Genomic DNA, 17,335 nt, shown 5'->3' with positions numbered 1-17,335 from the left:
CCATCCCGGCCGGGCTGGCCTGCGCGCTGACCGGCGACGCCGCCACCGACAAAAACGTGAAGGCCACGCTGCGCCGGCTCTACCGCCACCCCAAGTCGGGGCAGCTGGTGGCGATGGAGTCGCGGGCGCGGATCTTCCCCACAGCGTTGGCACGGTTCCTACAGTTGCGGGATCAGACATGCCGGACCCCGTACTGCGATTCCCCGATCCGGCACTGCGACCACGCCACCCCAGCCCGCGACGGTGGACCGACCAACGCGCGCAACGGGTTGGGTGACTGCGAAGCCTGCAACTACGCCAAAGAAGCCCCCGGCTGGCAGGTGAGCACCACCGAGGCTGACGGAAACCACACCGCCGAATACCGCACCCCCACCGGGGCGGTCTACCACTCCACTGCCCCACCACTACCCGGACCACCGCGCCGACGCCGAATCAGCCTCACCGAAAGCCAACTCAGCATCGACCTCGTCACCTTCGACGCCGCCTGACTGCGCCGGTCAGACGGCCTCCGGGTCTTCCGCCAACGCATCCGCGGCTTGTTGGGCTAGCTCGATGGATCTGCGGGCCCATGCCGGCTTCGCGGTGGCCAGTCCGCAGGCCGGCGTGACGCCGATGCGGTCGCGCAGCACGGCCCGTGCGAACCCCAGCCGATCGGTCACCTCCGCGACGGTCGTGGCGACCTGCCGGACAGAAAGCCCAGGTCCGGAAACCACTGTCGGCACGGCTCCGAGCAGAACCGTACGACCGGATTCGACGAACTCGCCGACGCCGTCCAGATCCGCCGCGGTCAGGGCCTGCACGTCCACCGACACCGCGGCGACCGTGCTGCGCTGCAACAACTTCCACGGCAGGCCGGTAGCGCAGCAGTGCACTGCGACTTCGCCGCTCACGACTGCGACACATTCGTCGAGCAACTGGATCACCACCGACTCGTCCACCGGATGCACCGGCGAAAAGCTCGTCACACCGGTCAACCGACCCGCAAGGGCGGCCGGCAGCGACGGCTCGTCGAACTGTACGACCACTGCCGCCTCCAACCGTCGCGCCAGCTGCGCCCGCAGCACGGCCACACCTTCGGCCAGTGATCTGGTCAGATCGCGGACCGCACCGTTGTCGGTGATGGCCCGGTGTCCGCCGGGCAGCTCCAGGTGCGCGGCCAGGGTAACCGGACCCGGAGCCTGCACCTTGACCACACGGTCGCCACCACGCAATCCGGCGGTCTCCCAGGCTTCCTCGAGCGCGTCGATGTCCTCGTCGAGCAGGCTCACCGCCCGGCGGGTCACCGATCTGCGACCGGTCGCGATTCGGTACCCCCGGGGCACGGTGTCGATGGCGATGTCCACCAACAGCGCGCCGGCGCGACCGATCAGATCTGCTCCCACGCCACGCTCGGGCAGTTCGACGAGGTGCGGTAGGCGGTGCAACTCACCCACGACTATCTCGGCGGCTTGCCGGGCCGACGAGCCCGGCCACGATCCGACACCGGTCGCACTGGCGAAAACACTCACTCGAACGACACTATGCGACGGTCTACTCTCGTGCGTATGACGGCCCGGCTGCGCGCGTCTGCGCTGTGCGCCGTCGTGCTGCTCGTCGCCGGGTGCGCGCACACTGTGGACGGAACCGCGGTCCGGTCGGTACCCGGCATCGACGAGGACTCGCGTTCGCCGGTTGATGTCGACGTCGTGCTACTCAAACGTGCACAAATGCAGGCCGTCACCGGAGCCGGCGACGACCTCACCGCCATCCCCGGGATGGACAGCAAGGCCCCCGTGGACATCGACGTTATGTTCGAATCCGTTCCACCACAATGTCAGTGGGTCTTCGCCGAGTCGCAGATCTTCGGCACCGAGCTCGAGGAGTTCCGCAAGTCGACGTTCCAGAACCCGCCGAGGGGCGGCCTGATCTCGCAAGCGGCGGCGGGCTACCGCGACACCGCGGCCGCGCAACGTGCCTTCGACGCCCTCGTCGAACGAATCGGCGGATGTGACGCGACCGATTCGGGTCCGGCACTCGTCGGCGCTGTGACGACCACCGAGGACTCCGTCGCCACCCGCCCGGGCAACTGCGGACGCGACTACCGGGTCAAGTCGGTCGTGCTGGTGGAGGTCACGTTCTGCGCGTTCCCAGACTCGGTCCCCGACATCGTGATGTCGAACATCCTCGCCAACGTGCCCGGCTAATGCGCGTCGCGAATCGTCGCGCTGCCCAGAACCTCATCGCCGTCGGGATCGGGGCGGTAGAGCACTACGGTCTGGCCGGGTGCGACACCTCGCAGCGGCGCCCGCAGATCGACCACCAACTCCTCGCCGCGTAATTCGGCGACCGCATCGACGATCCCGCCGTGAGCGCGCACCTGCACCACGCATTCCACCGGGCCGTCGGGAGTGACGCCCGAGGTGAACACGGGCGCCTCCCCGGCCAGGGTGGTCACCTCCAGGTCGGCGAGGTCACCGACGCGCACGGTGCCGGTGTCGGCGTCGATACCGGTGACGTATCGGGGGCGGCCCTCCGGACCGGGTCCGGCGATGCCCAACCCCTTCCGCTGGCCGATGGTGAAACCGTGCACTCCATCGTGCTCGGCCAGCACGGCGCCTGCGCCGTCGACCACCTGGCCGCGCCGCACACCGATGCGGGCACCGAGGAACGCTCGGGTGTCCCCCGACGGGATGAAGCAGATGTCGTGACTGTCGGCTTTGTCCGCGACCGACAGCCCGCGGCGGGCGGCCTCCTCGCGGATCTGCGCTTTCGGGGTGTCGCCGATCGGGAACACGGCATGGCGCAGTTGTTCGGCGCTGAGCACCGCCAACACGTAGGACTGATCCTTGTCGTGGTCCACGGCCCGGCGCAGCCGCCCGGCAGACAGCTGCGCGTAGTGACCGGTGGCCAGTGCGTCGAAGCCCAGGGCTAATGCCCGGGATGCTAACGCGGAGAACTTGATTCGCTCGTTGCAACGCACACATGGGTTGGGCGTCTCGCCCCGGGCGTAGGACTCCACGAAGTCGTCGATCACGTCCTCTTTGAACCGGTCGGCGAAATCCCAGATGTAGAACGGGATGTCGAGCACGTCGGCAACGCGGCGGGCATCACCCGCGTCTTCCTTCGAACAGCACCCGCGTGAGCCGGTACGCAACGTCCCGGGCGCCTTCGACAGCGCCAGGTGCACACCGACGACGTCATGGCCGGCGTCGACCATCCGGGCTGCGGCGACCGAGGAATCCACGCCGCCGCTCATCGCGACGAGCACCCTCATCGGGGCCCCGAACTGGCCAGCGCGGCTTGCCGGGCCCGTTCGACCGCCGCGGGCAGGACCTCCAGCACGGCGTCGACGTCGGAGTCGGTGCTGGTGTGCCCCAGCGAAAGCCGCAGCGATCCGCGCGCGCTCGCCGGGTCGGCACCCATCGCGGTCAGCACATGGGACGGCTGCGCCACCCCGGCGGTACACGCCGAGCCGGTGGAACATTCGATTCCCTTGGCGTCCAACAACATCAACAAGGAATCGCCCTCACATCCACGGAAGGTGAAGTGGGCGTTGCCGGGCAGCCGGGCGGTGCCCGGCGCGCCGTTGACGTAGACGTCGTCGATCGTCCCCAGCACCCCGTCGATCAGCCGGTCGCGCAGTGCCCGCAGCCGCGCCGCGGTCGACTCCATACCCTCGGCGGCTGTCCGCACAGCAGCGGCCATCCCCACCACACCGGCGACATCCTGCGTGCCGGAACGGACGTCGCGCTCCTGGCCACCACCGTGCAACTGCGGCACACAGGCAGTGTCCCGACGCAGCATCAGTGCTCCCACCCCGGTGGGGCCGCCGAACTTGTGTGCGGCCACGCTCATCGCCGACAACCCGCTGGCGGCGAAGTCGACGGGGACCTGACCGACGGCCTGGATCGCATCGCTGTGCATCGGGATGTCGAACTCGTACGCGACGGCGGCCAACTCGGCGATCGGCATGAGGGTGCCGACTTCGTTGTTGGCCCACATCACGGAGATCAAGGCGACATCGGCAGGGTCACCGATCGCGGGGCGCAGCGCTGCCGGGCTCACCGCGCCGACCGCGTCGACCGGTAGCCATGTCACCTCGGCGCCCTCGTGCTCGACCAGCCACTGCACGGCGTCGAGGACCGCGTGGTGTTCGACGGGTGTGGTGATGATGCGTCGGCGCTGCGGCGACGCATCACGGCGCGCCCAGAAGATGCCCTTGACCGCGAGGTTGTCGCTCTCGGTCCCACCTGCGGTGAAGATCACCTCCGACGGGCGTGCTCCCAGCAGCTTGGCCGTCGTCTCCCGCGATTCCTCCAACCGGCGCCTCGCCAGCCGGCCGGAGCCGTGCAGCGAGGAGGCGTTGCCGACAGTCGCCAGCACAGCGGCCATCGCCTCGATCGCGGCGGGACGCATCGGGGTGGTGGCGGCGTGGTCGAGATAGACCGGCGTGCACGCAGACATGACCGTTCCACAATAGCCGTCGCGCGCCTGCTGACCTCATTCCGCTCACGCCACCAGTGCGTGGCCCTCACCGCAGCCGGACCGTGCCGTCAGCGCTGAACGCGTCGTGCCGCCACGCACGGCGACCTCGCAGCGTGCGGCCAGCTCACGACGGTCCCCGCCGGGCAGTTGCAGCGACTCGACCGAGACGTGGCAGACGGTGCGGCGCGCGGTGATGACCCGCTTGATCGACGTCAGCAGTGAGTCCTCACCCACGAACGCCGGCACAGTAGACGGCCGGCCGTCTTTGTGCCGGTAGGTCAGCCGCAGCGGTTGCACGGGCCGGCCGGTGTCGACCGCGGCCTGGAACATCGCGGGACGGAACCGGCCGTAGCCCAGTCCGCACCACGTGGTGCCTTCCGGGAACGCGACCACGGTGTGTCCGGCCCGCAACCGGTCGGCGACGGCCGCCACCACGGCAGGCAGCCTGCGCAGCCGGCCCCGGTCGATCGGGATGACCTTCATCAACCGGACGATCGGGCCGAGGGCCGGCCACTCCACGAGGTCGGCGCGGGCGACGAATGACCCCGGCAGCACCGCGCCGATCGCGAAGGTGTCCAGCCATGACACGTGCCCACTCACCACGAGCACGCCACGCAGATTGCGGATCGGTCCGCCGGACACCGACATCCGCACCCCGAGGCACCGCAGCATCATTCGGCAGTAGCCGCGCTGCAGATGTGATCGACCCGGCATCGGCACGGCCAGCAGCCACACTCCTGAGAACAGCAGCAGCGCTGCTGCCACCCGCCACGCGGTGCGCACCACGACCACCCACCGTCGACCGGGCACGTCGGCGCCGGCGTGGACGCATCCGGCGCCACAGGTCGCTCGCTGCAGCCAGGCGTGCTCGGGCGTGGTGGCTGTCATGACTCCACCTCGCCGGCGATCGCGGTGGCCGCCCCGACGGAGCGGAGTCGGCGCAGGTAGCGGGTGTCGGCGTGGCGTTTGTCGAGCAGCGCCGGGAAGTCGCCCACCCCGAAGTCGGGGTCGTGGGCGGGCTGCCCACACACCTGGGCTCCCAACCGCAGGTAGCCGCGCATCAGCGGGGGCACCGACAGCCGTGCCGGTGGCTCGATGTCATCGAGCGCGACGCCGTCGATCACGACGGGCCGGAAGGGCCGGACGCCGTATTCGGGGGGCGCCGGGTGGCGGCGCAGCACGAAATCACGCACCCCCCGCAGGTGACTGCCCGCAGCACCGTGGCCCGTCGGATCCAGTACCGGCACCGAGACGCACCCGGTCACGTAGTCGTAGCCGCTACGGTCCAGGTAGGCCAGGATCCCGGCCCACATCAGCAGCACCACGGCGCCGTTGCGGTGGTCGTGGCGCACCACGGCGCGCCCCATCTCGACCAGTGAGGGACGCAGCGGGTCGAGCGCGGTCACGTCGAATTCGGTGGCGAGGTACAGGCCGCCGGCGGCCATCGCGCCGGAAGGCGGCAGCATCCGGTAGCAGCCGACGAGTTCGCCGGTGTCGTCGTCGCGCACCAGGAGGTGGTCGCAGTGTTCGTCGAAGAGGTCGGCGTCCAGACCTGACGACCGGCCGTCGTCGGCCAGCGCGAAGCCCGGCTCGGTGGTGAACACGTCGTAGCGCAGCCGTTGTGCGGCCTCGATGGAGTCGGCGTCGGTGCACAGCAGCATCGAATACCGCGGCGCGGAACCGGCCGGGGCGCAGTTGTCGGATCGGATGAGTACAGAAGCAGTGCTCATACCGTGCACGTTCGCTGAGCCGGGTCTCCGGACGGCATCGTGCGCGTGACGTGTCCGTGAGCGCCAGATGACGAAGTGTGGTGTCTACCGCAGAACACAAGAACCCCGGCGCCACAGGTGCGCCGGGGTTCCTGCGTACAGAACGGGTTCGTCAGCCCTTGCGGGTCTTGACCGCCTCGGTCAGCTGCGGGGTCACCTTGAACAGGTCACCGACGATGCCGAGGTCGGCGATCTCGAAGATCGGCGCCTCTTCGTCCTTGTTCACCGCGATGATCGTCTTCGACGTCTGCATGCCGGCGCGGTGCTGGATCGCCCCGGAGATGCCCAACGCGATGTAGAGCTGCGGGGACACGGTCTTGCCGGTCTGGCCGACCTGGAACTGGCCCGGGTAGTACCCCGAGTCGACCGCGGCACGCGAGGCGCCGACCGCGGCGCCGAGCGAGTCGGCCAGCTCCTCGACGACGCCGAAGTTCTCGGCACTGCCGACGCCACGACCACCGGAGACGACAACCGTCGCCTCGGCGAGCTCGGGGCGGTCACCGGCGACGGCAGGTTCACGCGAGGTGATCTTCGTCGCATTCTCGGCTGCGGCCGGCACCTCGACGGTGACAACCTCTCCGGCACCGTCGGTCGGCTCGGCGTCGACCGAACCGGCGCGCAGGGTGATCACCGGGGTGTCACCGACGACCTCGGCCTCAACGGTGAACGCACCGCCGAAGATCGAGTGGATGCCCTTGCCGCCCTCTTTCACCTCGACGACGTCGGTCAGCACACCCGAACCGATACGGGCGGCCAGCCGGCCTGCGATCTCCTTGCCGTCTGCGTTGGCCGACAGCAGCACGCCCGCCGGAGACACCGATTCGGTCAGGGAGGCCAGCACGTCCACCTGGGGGGTGATCAGGTAGCTCTCTGCGTCGTCGGACTCGGCGACGTAGATCTTGCCGGCACCGGCGGCCTTGAGCCCCTCGATGAGCGGCTCTGCCGTACCGGGCTTGCCCACCACCACGGCGGATGGTTCGCCCAGCGCACGGGCGGCGGTGATCAGTTCAGCGCTGACTTTTTTCAGCGCACCTTCGGCGTGCTCGGTGAGCACGAGTACTTCAGCCATGCGTTTCGTTCGCCTCTATGTCTCAGTGGTTCATGGAATGGGGGTGGAAGATCTGCCTAGATGATTTTCTGGGCGACCAGGTACTCGGCGACCTTGGTGCCGCCCTCGCCCTCATCGGTGATCTTCTCGCCCGCTGTCTTGGGCGGCTTCGGGGTCGACGCGAGCACCTTGGAGCCGGCGTGGGCAACGCCTACCTCGTCGGCCTCGACACCGATCTCGGCCAGCGTGAGAGTCGTCACTTCCTTCTTCTTGGCGGCCATGATGCCCTTGAAGGACGGGAAGCGAGGCTCGTTGATCTTCTCGTTGACGCTGACGACCGCAGGCAGGCTCGCCTCGAGCGTGAACAGGCCGTCGTCGGTCTCGCGCTCGGCGGTGACCTTGCCGTTCTCGACGGTCAGCTTGCGCACGTGGGTCAGCTGGGGCAGGCCCAGGTACTCGGCGATGATCGCCGGGACCGCGCCGCCGGTGCCGTCGGTGGCCTCGTTGCCGGCGATGACCAGCTCGGTGCCCTCGATCGTGCCCAGCGCGCGGGCCAGCGCCCAACCCGTCTGCACCATGTCGGAGCCGTGCATGCCCTCGTCGACCAGGTGGACCGCCTTGTCTGCGCCCATCGACAGGGCCTTGCGGATCGCCTCGGTGGCGCGCTCGGGGCCGGCGGTGAGGACGGTGACCGTGCTGTCGCCGCCTTCGCGCTCCTTGATCAGGAGCGCCTCTTCGACGGCACGCTCGTTGATCTCGTCGAGCACCGCGTCGGCGGCCTCTCGGTCGAGGGTCCAATCACCCTCGGACAGCTTGCGCTCCGACCATGTGTCTGGGACCTGTTTGATCAGGACCACGATATTCGTCATGACTCTGGTTCGTCCTCCTCGAAGGGACCGGCGACCGGCCCGCAATAACACGTTTCAAGCAACCACCACGATGTTACCCGCAAGTAACTTATTTGTGGTTCGCAGAAACACCATAGCTGGTCGAAGTTTGTGCTCTGCCGGCCCCGCGAACAGCACGGGTCCGACGAACAGTTCACCTCCGGACGGTTACGGGTTAGCCTGCCTTCCAATGAGCGCATTTGTTACCGGGTCGACCGAGCCCGGCAAGGCTCCGGCGGCTGCCCCGATGCCGCTGACCGGCGAGCGGACAGTGCCCGGCCTGGCCGAGGAGAACTACTGGTTCCGTCGCCACGAGGTCGTCTATCGGCGACTGGTCGAACGCTGCCGCGGCCGCGACGTGCTGGAGGCGGGCTGCGGCGAGGGATACGGCGCCGACCTGATCGCCGAAGTCGCCCGTCAGGTGATCGGACTGGACTACGACGACTCGGCGGTGGCCCATGTCCGCGCGCGTTATCCCCGCGTCGACATGCGCCAAGGCAACCTCGCCGAGCTGCCACTGCCCGCCGAATCGGTGGATGTGGTGGTCAACTTCCAGGTGATCGAACACCTCTGGGACCAGGGGCAGTTCGTCTCCGAATGCCACCGGGTGCTGCGCCCCGGCGGGGTACTGCTCATCTCCACCCCCAACCGCATCACCTTCTCCCCCGGTCGTGACACCCCGGTCAACCCCTTCCACACCCGCGAGCTCAACGCCGCCGAGCTGACCGAGTTGGTGACGGCCGCCGGCTTCGAGATCGAAGGCCTCTACGGGGTCTTCCACGGCGAGCGCCTCGCCGAACTCGACAACCGCCACGGCGGATCCATCATCGACGCGCAGATCGCGCGCGCGGTCGCCGACGCGCCCTGGCCGCAGGACCTGCTCGCCGACGTCGCGGCCGTGAGCGCCGACGACTTCGACATCGCCGAGGCGGGAAGTCGCGACGACAGAGCCATCGATGACAGCCTCGATCTGGTCGCGATCGCGGTGCGCCCGTGACAGAGGTCGACCCCGGTCCGCCGGACGCCACCCCGGTACCCGGGCTGTTCACCCTGGTGCTGCACACTCACCTGCCCTGGCTGGCCCATCACGGCCGCTGGCCAGTCGGCGAGGAATGGCTCTACCAGTCGTGGTCGGCGGCCTACCTTCCGCTGGTGCGGGTGCTGCGCACCCTTGCCGCCGAGAACCGCAGGCACCTGATCACACTCGGCATCACCCCGGTGGTGGCCGCACAGCTGGACGACCCGTACTGCCTGCAGGGCATGCACCACTGGTTGGCCAACTGGCAGTTGCGCGCCCTCGAGGCCGCAACCCTCCGCACGTCACCGGCCTCGGCGCCGGCGTCGACGCCGGAAGCCCTGCGTCAGTTCGGGTCCCGGGAGTACGCCGAGGCAGACCGGGAGCTCGCCGAGTTCGACACGCTCTGGCGCCACGGCGCCAGCCCGGTGTTCCGCGAGCTGCTCGACGGCGAGGTGATCGAGCTGCTCGGCGGACCGCTCGCGCACCCGTTCCAGCCGTTGCTCAATCCCCGGCTCCGCGAGTTCGCGCTCCGCGAGGGCCTTGCGGACGCAGGTCAACGGTTCGCCCACACCCCGACGGGCATCTGGGCACCGGAGTGCGCGTACGCCCCGGGCATGGAGGTCGACTACGCCGCCGCCGGGGTCGGCCACTTCATGGTCGACGGTCCGTCCCTGCATGGGGACACCTCGCTGGGCCGCCCGGTCGCCGACTCCGACGTCGTGGCGTTCGGGCGCGATCTGGCGGTCAGCTACCGCGTCTGGTCACCGAAGTCCGGCTATCCCGGTCACCCGGCCTACCGGGATTTCCACACCTATGACCACCTCACCGGGCTCAAGCCCGCCCGGGTGACAGGGCGCAACGTTCCGTCGGATGCCAAGGCGCCCTACGACCCCGGGCGCGCGGACGCCGCGGTTGACGTGCACGTCGCCGATTTCGTCGACACGGTGCGCCGGCGGCTGAGCGCCGAGAGCGCTCGGATCGGCAGGCCCGCCCACGTCATCGCGGCATTCGACACCGAACTGTTCGGCCACTGGTGGTACGAGGGCCCGGTATGGCTCGAGCGGGTGCTGCGCGCACTGCCGGCCGCTGGCGTCCGCGTCGGCACGTTGGCGGACGCGATCTCCGGTGGCTACGTCGGTACGCCCGTCGACCTGCCACCGAGTTCATGGGGCTCGGGCAAGGACTGGCAGGTGTGGTCGGGTGAGAAGGTGGCCGATCTGGTCCAGCTCAACAGTGAGGTCGTCGACACCGCGCTGACCACGGTGGACAAGGCGCTGGTCCAGAACGCATCTCGGGGATCGCTGGGCTCGCCGACACCCAGGATGTTCGTCGCCGACCAGATACTGCGGGAAACGTTGCTCACGGTGTCCAGCGACTGGCCGTTCATGGTCAGCAAGGGCTCAGCCGCCGACTACGCGCGCTACCGGGCGCACCTGCACGCACACGCCACCCGCGAGATCGCCGGGGCGCTCGCCGCGGGGCGCGCCGAGCATGCGCAGCGCCTGGCCGCGGCATGGAACCGCGCCGACGGCCTGTTCGGGGCGCTCGACGCGCGGAGACTCCCGGGCACATGAGAATGAAGATCCTGCTGCTGTCCTGGGAGTACCCGCCGGTGGTGATCGGCGGCCTGGGGCGGCACGTGCACCACCTGTCCACCGAACTGGCGCTGGCCGGCCACGACGTCGTCGTGCTCAGCCGCAGACCGACCGGCACCGACCCGCACACTCACCCGTCCACCGACGAGGTCACCGAAGGTGTGCGCGTGATCGCCGCCGCGGAGGACCCGCACGAGTTCACGTTCGGCGCGGACATGATGGCCTGGACCCTGGCGATGGGGCATGCGATGGTGCGCGCCGGCCTGGCGCTGTCCGACTGGCGCCCCGATGTGGTCCACGCCCACGACTGGCTGGTCGCCCACCCTGCCGTCACCCTGGCTCAATTCTTCGACGTGCCGCTGGTTTCCACCATCCACGCCACCGAGGCGGGTCGGCATTCCGGCTGGGTTTCGGGTGCGGTCAGCCGGCAGGTCCACGCGCTGGAATCCTGGCTTGTGCGCGAATCCGACTCTCTCATCACATGTTCGGCGTCGATGCGGGACGAGATCAGCACGCTGTTCGGACCGGAACTCGCCGAGATCTCGGTCATCCGCAACGGGATCGACACCGACGGTTGGCCGTTTGCGACGCGTCGTCGGCAGTCGGGACCGGCCCAGCTGCTGTACTTCGGGCGTCTCGAGTACGAGAAGGGGGTGCACGACGCGATCGCTGCGATGCCCCGGATCCGTCGCACGCATCCTGGAACCACGCTCACGATCGCCGGCGACGGCACCCAGCTCGACTTCCTCAAGGAGCAGGCCCGCAAGCACCGGGTCATGAAAGCGACCAATTTTGTTGGCCGGGTGGATCATTCGCAGCTACTGAAGTTGCTGCACCGGGCCGATGCCGCCGTGCTGCCGTCACACTACGAGCCGTTCGGCATCGTCGCTCTCGAGGCCGCCGCGGCCGGCGTTCCGTTGGTCACGTCCAACGCCGGTGGGCTCGGCGAGGCGGTGATCGACGGCCAGACCGGGCTGTCCCACCCGCCCAACGACGTGGCCGCGCTGGCCGCCGCGGTGCGGGTGGTACTCGACTCGCCGGCGGCCGCCCAGCAACGGGCCAGGGCGGCACGCGAGCGGCTCACGTCGGACTTCGCCTGGCAGACCGTGGCCGCCGAGACCTCGCAGGTCTACCTGGCCGCCAAACGCGGTGAACGTCAACCACACCGGCGCAGGCCCATCGTCGAGCGGCCGCTGCCGAACCGTTGAGCGTCAGGGCGCCTTCTTGTCCCGCCAGCCCCGCTCGAACGGCAGCCGCCAGCCGTTGGGCGCGATCAGTTGGTGAATCGCGTTGGGACCCCATGTTCCTTGCTGGTACATCTTGACCGGTGGGGGGTCGGCGAGCAGCTGCGCCGAGCGTTCCCACAGCGACTCGATGCCCTCGGCGGTGGTGAACAGCGTGTGGTCACCGCGCATCGCGTCCAGGATCAACCGCTCGTAGGCCTCCAGGACATCGTCGCTGTACTCGGTCTCCTGGGTGGAGAACTGCATCGAGAGCTTCTCCAGCTTCATGCCGGGCCCCGGCCGCTTTCCGTAGAACGACAGCGAGATCTTCGACGAGTCGGCCAGGTCGAAGGTCAGATGGTCGGGCCCCTGGGAGCCGACCCCGGACCCTGGCGGGAACATCGTCCGCGGAGCCTCTTTGAACGCGATCGACACGATCCGCTGTCCCTCCGCCATCCGCTTGCCGGTGCGCAGGTACACCGGTACCCCCGCCCACCGCCAGTTGTCGATGCCGACCTTCAGCGCGATGAAGGTCTCGGTGTCCGAGTCCCGTGCCACCCCCTGTTCCTCGCGGTAGCCAGAGTACTGACCGCGCACCACGCAGTCGGGCTCCACCGGCAGCATCGACCGGAAGACCTTGTTCTTCTCCTCGCCGATGGCACGCGGCTCCAGCGCGGTCGGCGGCTCCATCACGACGAAGGCCATCACCTGGAACAGGTGGGTGACCACCATGTCCTTGTAGGCGCCGGTGCTCTCGTAGAAGTCGGCCCGCTGATCGAGGCCCAGCGTCTCCGGGATGTCGATCTGGATGTGGTCGATGAAGTTGCGGTTCCAGATCGGTTCGAACAGGCCGTTGGCGAACCGGAACGCCAGGATGTTCTGCGCGGCCTCCTTGCCCAGGAAGTGATCGATGCGGAAGATCTGCGACTCCACGAACGTGTCGTGCACGAACTTGTTCAGTGCCACGGCGCTGTCGAGGTCGGTACCGAACGGCTTCTCCATCACCACCCGGGACCGGTCGACCAGGTCGGCCTCCTTGAGCATGGTGATCACCGACTCGGCGGCCTTCGGCGGGACCGACAGGTAGTGCAGACGCTGAACCCCCGCTCCGAGCTCGGCCTCCCGGCCGGCGACGGCCGCGGCAAGCGCCTGTGGCCCCGCCGACTGCGGGATGTAGGACACCTTGGCGGCGAACTGGGCCCACTCCTCCTCGGTGAAGTGGTGGTTGCCGAACGAGTCGATGGCCTCGCGCGCCAGCGCCCGGAACTCGTCGTCGGTGTACTCCTCGAGCGAGGTGCCGATCAACCGGATGTCAGGGGTCAGGTCCGACTGCTCGAGGTGGGCGAGTCCGGGCAACAGCTTGCGGCGCGCCAGGTCGCCGGTGGCGCCGAACAGCACGATGACAAACGACGCCAACTTCGCTTCGTCCCTGCGGAACGGGTGGGCGCCTGGAGCGGGGTATGAGATGTTGTGCGATGTCCCGGTGGTCACCACCGGAATGCTGTCACCAACGTCGCGCGGATGCAGCGCTTGGACGGGTTCTGTGCGTCAGCGGGCGGACTTCTTGCGTTCGATGTCGGCCAGCGCCGCAGCCAACTCGGCCCGCTGCGCCGCCGACGTCTCCCAGGACAGCTTGCGGTTCTTGACCACCTTGGCGGGCGCCCCCACCGCGATGGAGAAGTCCGGGATGTCGCCCTTGACCACCGCGTGGGAGCCGAGCACACACCCCCGGCCGACGCTGGTCCCCCGCAACACCGTCACCTTGGCTGCCACCCAGGTGTCCGGTCCGATCACAACCGGGCTCTTGACGATGCCCTGGTCCTTGATGGGCAGCTCGATGCTGTCCATCCGGTGGTCGAAATCGCACACATAGCACCAGTCGGCCATCAGCACCGAGTCGCCCAGTTCGATGTCGAGGTAGGTGTTGATGACGTTGTCGCGCCCGAGTACGACCTTGTCACCGATGCGCAGCGACCCTTCATGGCAGCGGATGGTGTTCTTGTCCCCGATGTGCACCCAGCGGCCGATCTCCATCTCGGACAGCTCGGGAGCCGCCTGGATCTCGACGTCCTTGCCGATGAACACCATGCCCCGGGTGATGATGTGCGGGTTGGCCAGCTTGAACCGCAGCAGCCGCCAGTACCGGACCAGGTACCACGGGGTGTACGCGCGGTTGGCCAGCACCCATTTCAGCGATGCCACGGTGAGGAAGTCGGCTTGACGTGGATCCCGCAGTCGGGAGCCTCGCCAGCGCTTATGCAGCGGCGCACCCCACATCGTCGTCATGGCCGGAAAGCCTACGCGAGCACGGTCGGTGGAACGGTTACCCTCTCCTGGGTTCGAACAACAGGCGGATGCGGCAGGCCGCTCCGAAGCGTCAGAAGGGATCCAGTGCTCCGGCGAATCCTCGCGTTGGCCGCAACGGCGCTGATCTCGGGTGCGCTCGTCGGCTGCGGCAACACCGATTCCTGGGTGCAGGCCCGCGCCGCGACGGGCTGGGCCGCGCAGTACGCCGATGCCGCGAACAGCAGCTACTCGCGCGTCGACGGCGCCGACACGCTGCGTCTGGAGTGGACACGTTCGGTCAAGGGTGAGCTCGCCGCGCAGGCGGCGCTGGGCTCCGGCGAGTACCTGGCCGTCAACGGCCAGACCGCCGGGGGCTGCTCGCTGATGGTCTGGGAAACCGACAACCAGGCGCGGCAACGCTGGTGCACCAGGCTGGTCCAGGGCGGCGGCCTGGCCAGCCCGATGTTCGACGGCTTCGACAACGTCTACATCGGTCAACCCGGAACAGTGCTGTCGTTCCCGACCACCCAGTGGATCCGGTGGCGCAAACCGGTGATCGGGATGCCGATGACGACCCGCATCCTGTCGCCGGGGAACCTGCTGGTGGCGACCCACCTCGGACAGGTGCTCGTGTTCGACGCCCACCGGGGCACCGTGACGGGCAACTCGCTGGATCTGGTCGACGGCGTCGACCCCACCGACTCCCTGCGCGGCCTCGACGACTGCCCCCTGGCGCGCCCGGAGTGCCCCGTGGCCGCGGCACCGGCGTTCACCGAGGCGAGCGGCGTCATCGTGCTGACGCTGTGGGAGCCCGGCGCTGACGCGCCGGTGCTGGTCGGCCTGCGGTACCGGCCGGGGCAGACGCCGCTGCTGACCCGCGAATGGACCAGCGACGCCGTCGGCGGCGGACCGCTGGCAAGCCCGGTGGTCTCCGCCGACGGGTCGACGGTGTACGTCAACGGTCGCGACGAGAAGTTGTGGGCGCTCAACAGCGACGACGGCACCGAGAAATGGTCGGTGCCGCTGGACTACCTGCCCCAGACCCCACCGTCAGTCACCCCGGACGGGCTGATCGTCGCCGGTGGCGGCCCGGGAGCACGGTTGGTGGCGTTACGCGATGTCGACGACGAGGGCGAGGAGGTGTGGAGCCGCGACGACACCTCGCCGTTGTCCACGTCGAGCCTCGCCGGGGTGGGCTACACGGTGGTGCGCGACGGCGACAACGGGATGGCCCTGGTCGTGTTCGACCTCGGCGACGGTCACACCCTGAACAGCTATCCGCTGCGCGGCGCCACCGGATGGCCGGTCGGCGTGTCGATCGGCCATGACGGGCGGGTCGTGGCCGGCACTAGCGACGGCCGGGTCTTCGGTTTCGCGCCGTCCTGAACTCGCGACCTCCGCAACAGCCAGTTCACAATTTTGCAACACGCGCAGCGCTCGCCGGTGCAACCATCCATTGCGATCACCTGGATGTTGCCACTAGAGGGGACACGATCTTGTCGGATTTCCTGAGCACCGTGAACAGCTACATATGGAGTAACGCGCTGGTCTACCTGTGTCTGGCCGCGGGCGTGTACTTCTCGATCCGGTCCAGGTTCGTCCAGGTCCGTCAGGTCCCCGAGATGATCCGGCTGATGTTCAAGGGCGAGAAGTCGCCGTCGGGTGTCTCGAGCTTCCAGGCGCTGACCATCTCCCTGGCCGGCCGCGTGGGCACGGGCAACATCGCCGGTGTCGCGACGGCGATCGCGTTCGGCGGTCCGGGCGCCCTGTTCTGGATGTGGACCGTCGCCTTCCTCGGCGCCTCGACGTCGTTCGTCGAGTGCACGCTGGGCCAGATCTACAAGACCCGCGACCCGCTCACCGGGGAGTACCGCGGCGGCCCTGCCTACTACTTGAGCAGGGCCTTCGCCCACACCGCGGCGGCGCCGGCGATGAAGATCTACGGCTACGTCTTCGCGGCGGTCACCATCCTGGCGATGGGCCTGCTGCTGCCCAGCGTGCAGTCCAACTCGATGGCCTCGGCGATGAACTCCGCCTGGGGCTGGTCCGAGTGGTGGGTGGCCGTGGGCACCGTGATCGTGTTGGCCTTCGTGATCATCGGCGGGGTCAAGCGGATCGCCACGTTCGCCTCGATCGTGGTGCCGTTCATGGCCGTCGTCTACATCGTCCTGGCATTGATCATCGTGCTGCTCAACGCCGGCGAGATCCCCGGGGTGATCTCGTTGATCTTCTCCAGTGCATTCGGACTCGACTCGGCATTCGGGGCGATCCTCGGCTCGGCGGTGATGTGGGGCGTCAAGCGCGGCATCTACTCCAACGAAGCCGGCCAGGGCACCGGTCCGCACGCCGCGGCGGCCGCGGAGGTGTCACATCCCGCCAAACAGGGCCTGGTGCAGGCCTTCGCGGTGTACATCGACACGCTGTTCATCTGCACGGCCACCGGTTTCCTGATCCTGTCCACCGGGGCCTACCGGGTGTTCGAAGGTGAGAGCGCCGACGGTGCGGTCATCCGCGAAGGCGGACTCCTCCCGGCCGACGCCGAAGTCGGCCCGACGTTCGCGCAGACCGGCTTCGACACCCTGTGGAGCGGTGCCGGGTCCAGTTTCATCGCGATCTCGCTGGCGTTCTTCTGCATCACCACGATCATCGCCTACTACTACATGGCCGAGACCAACCTGCGTTTCCTGCTGGGCAAGAGCAACACGGTCAACGTCCCCTACATCCGCGGCACGGTCGGCTCGAACACCACGATGATGCTGCAGGCACTGATCCTGGTGTCGGTGACCATCGGCGCGGTGTCCACCGCATCGGACGCGTGGACGCTGGGTGACATCGGCGTCGGGCTGATGGCATGGCTCAACATCATCAGCATCATCATCCTGCAGCAGCCCGCCTACAAGGCGCTGTGGGACTACGAGAAGCAGAAGAAGCAGGGCCTGGACCCGATGTTCGACCCGACGGCGCTGGACATCAAGAACGCGACGTTCTGGGAGAACTACGACCCCGCCACCGGCAAGGACAAGGAGCCCGCCAGCAGCGCCTGAC

Annotated in this window: 15 protein-coding genes and 1 pseudogene; 7 read left to right on the top strand and 9 right to left on the bottom strand. The window is 68.5% G+C overall.

Annotated features, from left to right (window positions below; genetic code table 11):
- Window positions 1–488 (top strand): annotated as a pseudogene (locus WA944_RS14465) (HNH endonuclease); the annotation flags it as partial.
- 9 nt (window positions 489–497) lie between these two features.
- Here WA944_RS14465 and WA944_RS14460 read toward each other — a convergent pair.
- Window positions 498–1,508 carry a methionine synthase gene (locus WA944_RS14460; RefSeq protein ID WP_526372014.1) on the bottom strand — a complete coding sequence of 337 codons (1,011 nt, stop codon included), beginning with the start codon at window positions 1,506–1,508 and terminating at the stop codon, window positions 498–500.
- A 36-nt stretch (window positions 1,509–1,544) separates the two neighbouring features.
- Between WA944_RS14460 and WA944_RS14455 the strand changes: the two genes are divergently transcribed.
- A complete protein-coding gene (locus WA944_RS14455) occupies window positions 1,545–2,183 on the top strand; it encodes a sensor domain-containing protein (RefSeq protein ID WP_526372012.1) in 639 nt (212 codons plus the stop codon).
- On the opposite strand, the gene mnmA is transcribed toward WA944_RS14455, so the two are convergent.
- From mnmA to WA944_RS14425, 6 genes are all read right to left on the bottom strand, one after another.
- Window positions 2,180–3,253 (bottom strand): tRNA 2-thiouridine(34) synthase MnmA, encoded by a 1,074-nt coding sequence (gene mnmA, locus WA944_RS14450; RefSeq protein WP_526372010.1) that lies wholly within the window; start codon window positions 3,251–3,253, stop codon window positions 2,180–2,182. The genes WA944_RS14455 and mnmA overlap by 4 nt on opposite strands.
- Complete coding sequence (locus tag WA944_RS14445) at window positions 3,250–4,443, bottom strand: cysteine desulfurase family protein (RefSeq protein WP_526372009.1); 1,194 nt, start codon at window positions 4,441–4,443, stop codon at window positions 3,250–3,252. The genes mnmA and WA944_RS14445 overlap by 4 nt, the downstream gene beginning before the upstream one ends.
- Window positions 4,444–4,488: 45 nt before the next feature.
- Window positions 4,489–5,352 (bottom strand): lysophospholipid acyltransferase family protein, encoded by an 864-nt coding sequence (locus WA944_RS14440; protein WP_526647068.1) that lies wholly within the window; start codon window positions 5,350–5,352, stop codon window positions 4,489–4,491.
- Window positions 5,349–6,194 (bottom strand): GNAT family N-acyltransferase, encoded by an 846-nt coding sequence (locus WA944_RS14435; protein WP_526610753.1) that lies wholly within the window; start codon window positions 6,192–6,194, stop codon window positions 5,349–5,351. Before WA944_RS14435 ends, WA944_RS14440 begins: the two co-directional genes overlap by 4 nt.
- A gap of 151 nt (window positions 6,195–6,345) precedes the next feature.
- A complete protein-coding gene (locus WA944_RS14430) occupies window positions 6,346–7,302 on the bottom strand; it encodes an electron transfer flavoprotein subunit alpha/FixB family protein (protein ID WP_526368466.1) in 957 nt (318 codons plus the stop codon).
- 56 nt (window positions 7,303–7,358) lie between these two features.
- Window positions 7,359–8,150 carry an electron transfer flavoprotein subunit beta/FixA family protein gene (locus WA944_RS14425; protein WP_163889292.1) on the bottom strand — a complete coding sequence of 264 codons (792 nt, stop codon included), beginning with the start codon at window positions 8,148–8,150 and terminating at the stop codon, window positions 7,359–7,361.
- 208 nt (window positions 8,151–8,358) lie between these two features.
- Here WA944_RS14425 and WA944_RS14420 point away from each other — a divergent pair, with 208 nt between their 5' ends.
- From WA944_RS14420 to WA944_RS14410, 3 genes are read left to right on the top strand one after another with little or no spacing between them, the layout of a single operon-like run.
- On the top strand, window positions 8,359–9,165 hold the full coding sequence (locus WA944_RS14420) for a class I SAM-dependent methyltransferase (RefSeq protein ID WP_526368462.1): 807 nt from the start codon (window positions 8,359–8,361) through the stop codon (window positions 9,163–9,165).
- Window positions 9,162–10,760 (top strand): 1,4-alpha-glucan branching protein domain-containing protein, encoded by a 1,599-nt coding sequence (locus tag WA944_RS14415; RefSeq protein ID WP_526610755.1) that lies wholly within the window; start codon window positions 9,162–9,164, stop codon window positions 10,758–10,760. The genes WA944_RS14420 and WA944_RS14415 overlap by 4 nt, the downstream gene beginning before the upstream one ends.
- 2 nt (window positions 10,761–10,762) lie before the next feature.
- Entirely contained in the window at window positions 10,763–11,989 is a 1,227-nt protein-coding gene (locus tag WA944_RS14410) for a glycosyltransferase family 4 protein (protein WP_526610765.1), read from the top strand.
- 3 nt (window positions 11,990–11,992) lie between these two features.
- Here WA944_RS14410 and zwf read toward each other — a convergent pair whose 3' ends face one another.
- The gene (gene zwf, locus WA944_RS14405) at window positions 11,993–13,495 is read right to left on the bottom strand and encodes a glucose-6-phosphate dehydrogenase (RefSeq protein ID WP_526647067.1); all 1,503 of its coding nucleotides are present in this window, start codon (window positions 13,493–13,495) and stop codon (window positions 11,993–11,995) included.
- A 57-nt stretch (window positions 13,496–13,552) separates the two neighbouring features.
- Window positions 13,553–14,290, bottom strand: coding sequence for an acyltransferase (locus tag WA944_RS14400; protein WP_526373372.1), 738 nt, complete (start codon window positions 14,288–14,290; stop codon window positions 13,553–13,555).
- A 105-nt stretch (window positions 14,291–14,395) separates the two neighbouring features.
- Between WA944_RS14400 and WA944_RS14395 the strand changes: the two genes are divergently transcribed.
- Both WA944_RS14395 and WA944_RS14390 read left to right on the top strand, forming a co-directional pair.
- Window positions 14,396–15,676, top strand: a complete 1,281-nt coding sequence (locus tag WA944_RS14395) for a BamB-related PQQ repeat family beta-propellar protein (protein WP_526610759.1) — start codon at window positions 14,396–14,398, stop codon at window positions 15,674–15,676.
- Window positions 15,677–15,786: 110 nt separating this feature from the next.
- A complete protein-coding gene (locus WA944_RS14390; RefSeq protein ID WP_526647066.1) occupies window positions 15,787–17,334 on the top strand; it encodes an alanine/glycine:cation symporter family protein in 1,548 nt (515 codons plus the stop codon).
- The last annotated feature ends 1 nt before the right edge of the window (window position 17,335 follow it).

This window comes from Mycobacterium sp. (assembly GCF_049683355.1).
Taxonomy (GTDB): Bacteria; Actinomycetota; Actinomycetes; order Mycobacteriales; family Mycobacteriaceae; genus Mycobacterium.
Note: the sequence above shows the minus strand (reverse complement) of the source record. Positions and strands in the feature narration are given on the sequence as shown.

Excerpts from the sequence above, each read along its gene's own strand:
- mnmA (WP_526372010.1), bottom strand. The coding sequence starts at position 3,253 with ATGAGGGTGCTCGTCGCGATGAGCGGCGGCGTGGATTCCTCGGTCGCC.
- WA944_RS14445 (WP_526372009.1), bottom strand. The coding sequence starts at position 4,443 with ATGTCTGCGTGCACGCCGGTCTATCTCGACCACGCCGCCACCACCCCG.
- WA944_RS14425 (WP_163889292.1), bottom strand. The coding sequence starts at position 8,150 with ATGACGAATATCGTGGTCCTGATCAAACAGGTCCCAGACACATGGTCG.
- WA944_RS14435 (WP_526610753.1), bottom strand. The coding sequence starts at position 6,194 with ATGAGCACTGCTTCTGTACTCATCCGATCCGACAACTGCGCCCCGGCC.
- WA944_RS14440 (WP_526647068.1), bottom strand. The coding sequence starts at position 5,352 with ATGACAGCCACCACGCCCGAGCACGCCTGGCTGCAGCGAGCGACCTGT.
- WA944_RS14400 (WP_526373372.1), bottom strand. The coding sequence starts at position 14,290 with ATGACGACGATGTGGGGTGCGCCGCTGCATAAGCGCTGGCGAGGCTCC.
- WA944_RS14410 (WP_526610765.1), top strand. The coding sequence starts at position 10,763 with ATGAAGATCCTGCTGCTGTCCTGGGAGTACCCGCCGGTGGTGATCGGC.
- WA944_RS14420 (WP_526368462.1), top strand. The coding sequence starts at position 8,359 with ATGAGCGCATTTGTTACCGGGTCGACCGAGCCCGGCAAGGCTCCGGCG.
- WA944_RS14430 (WP_526368466.1), bottom strand. The coding sequence starts at position 7,302 with ATGGCTGAAGTACTCGTGCTCACCGAGCACGCCGAAGGTGCGCTGAAA.
- WA944_RS14455 (WP_526372012.1), top strand. The coding sequence starts at position 1,545 with ATGACGGCCCGGCTGCGCGCGTCTGCGCTGTGCGCCGTCGTGCTGCTC.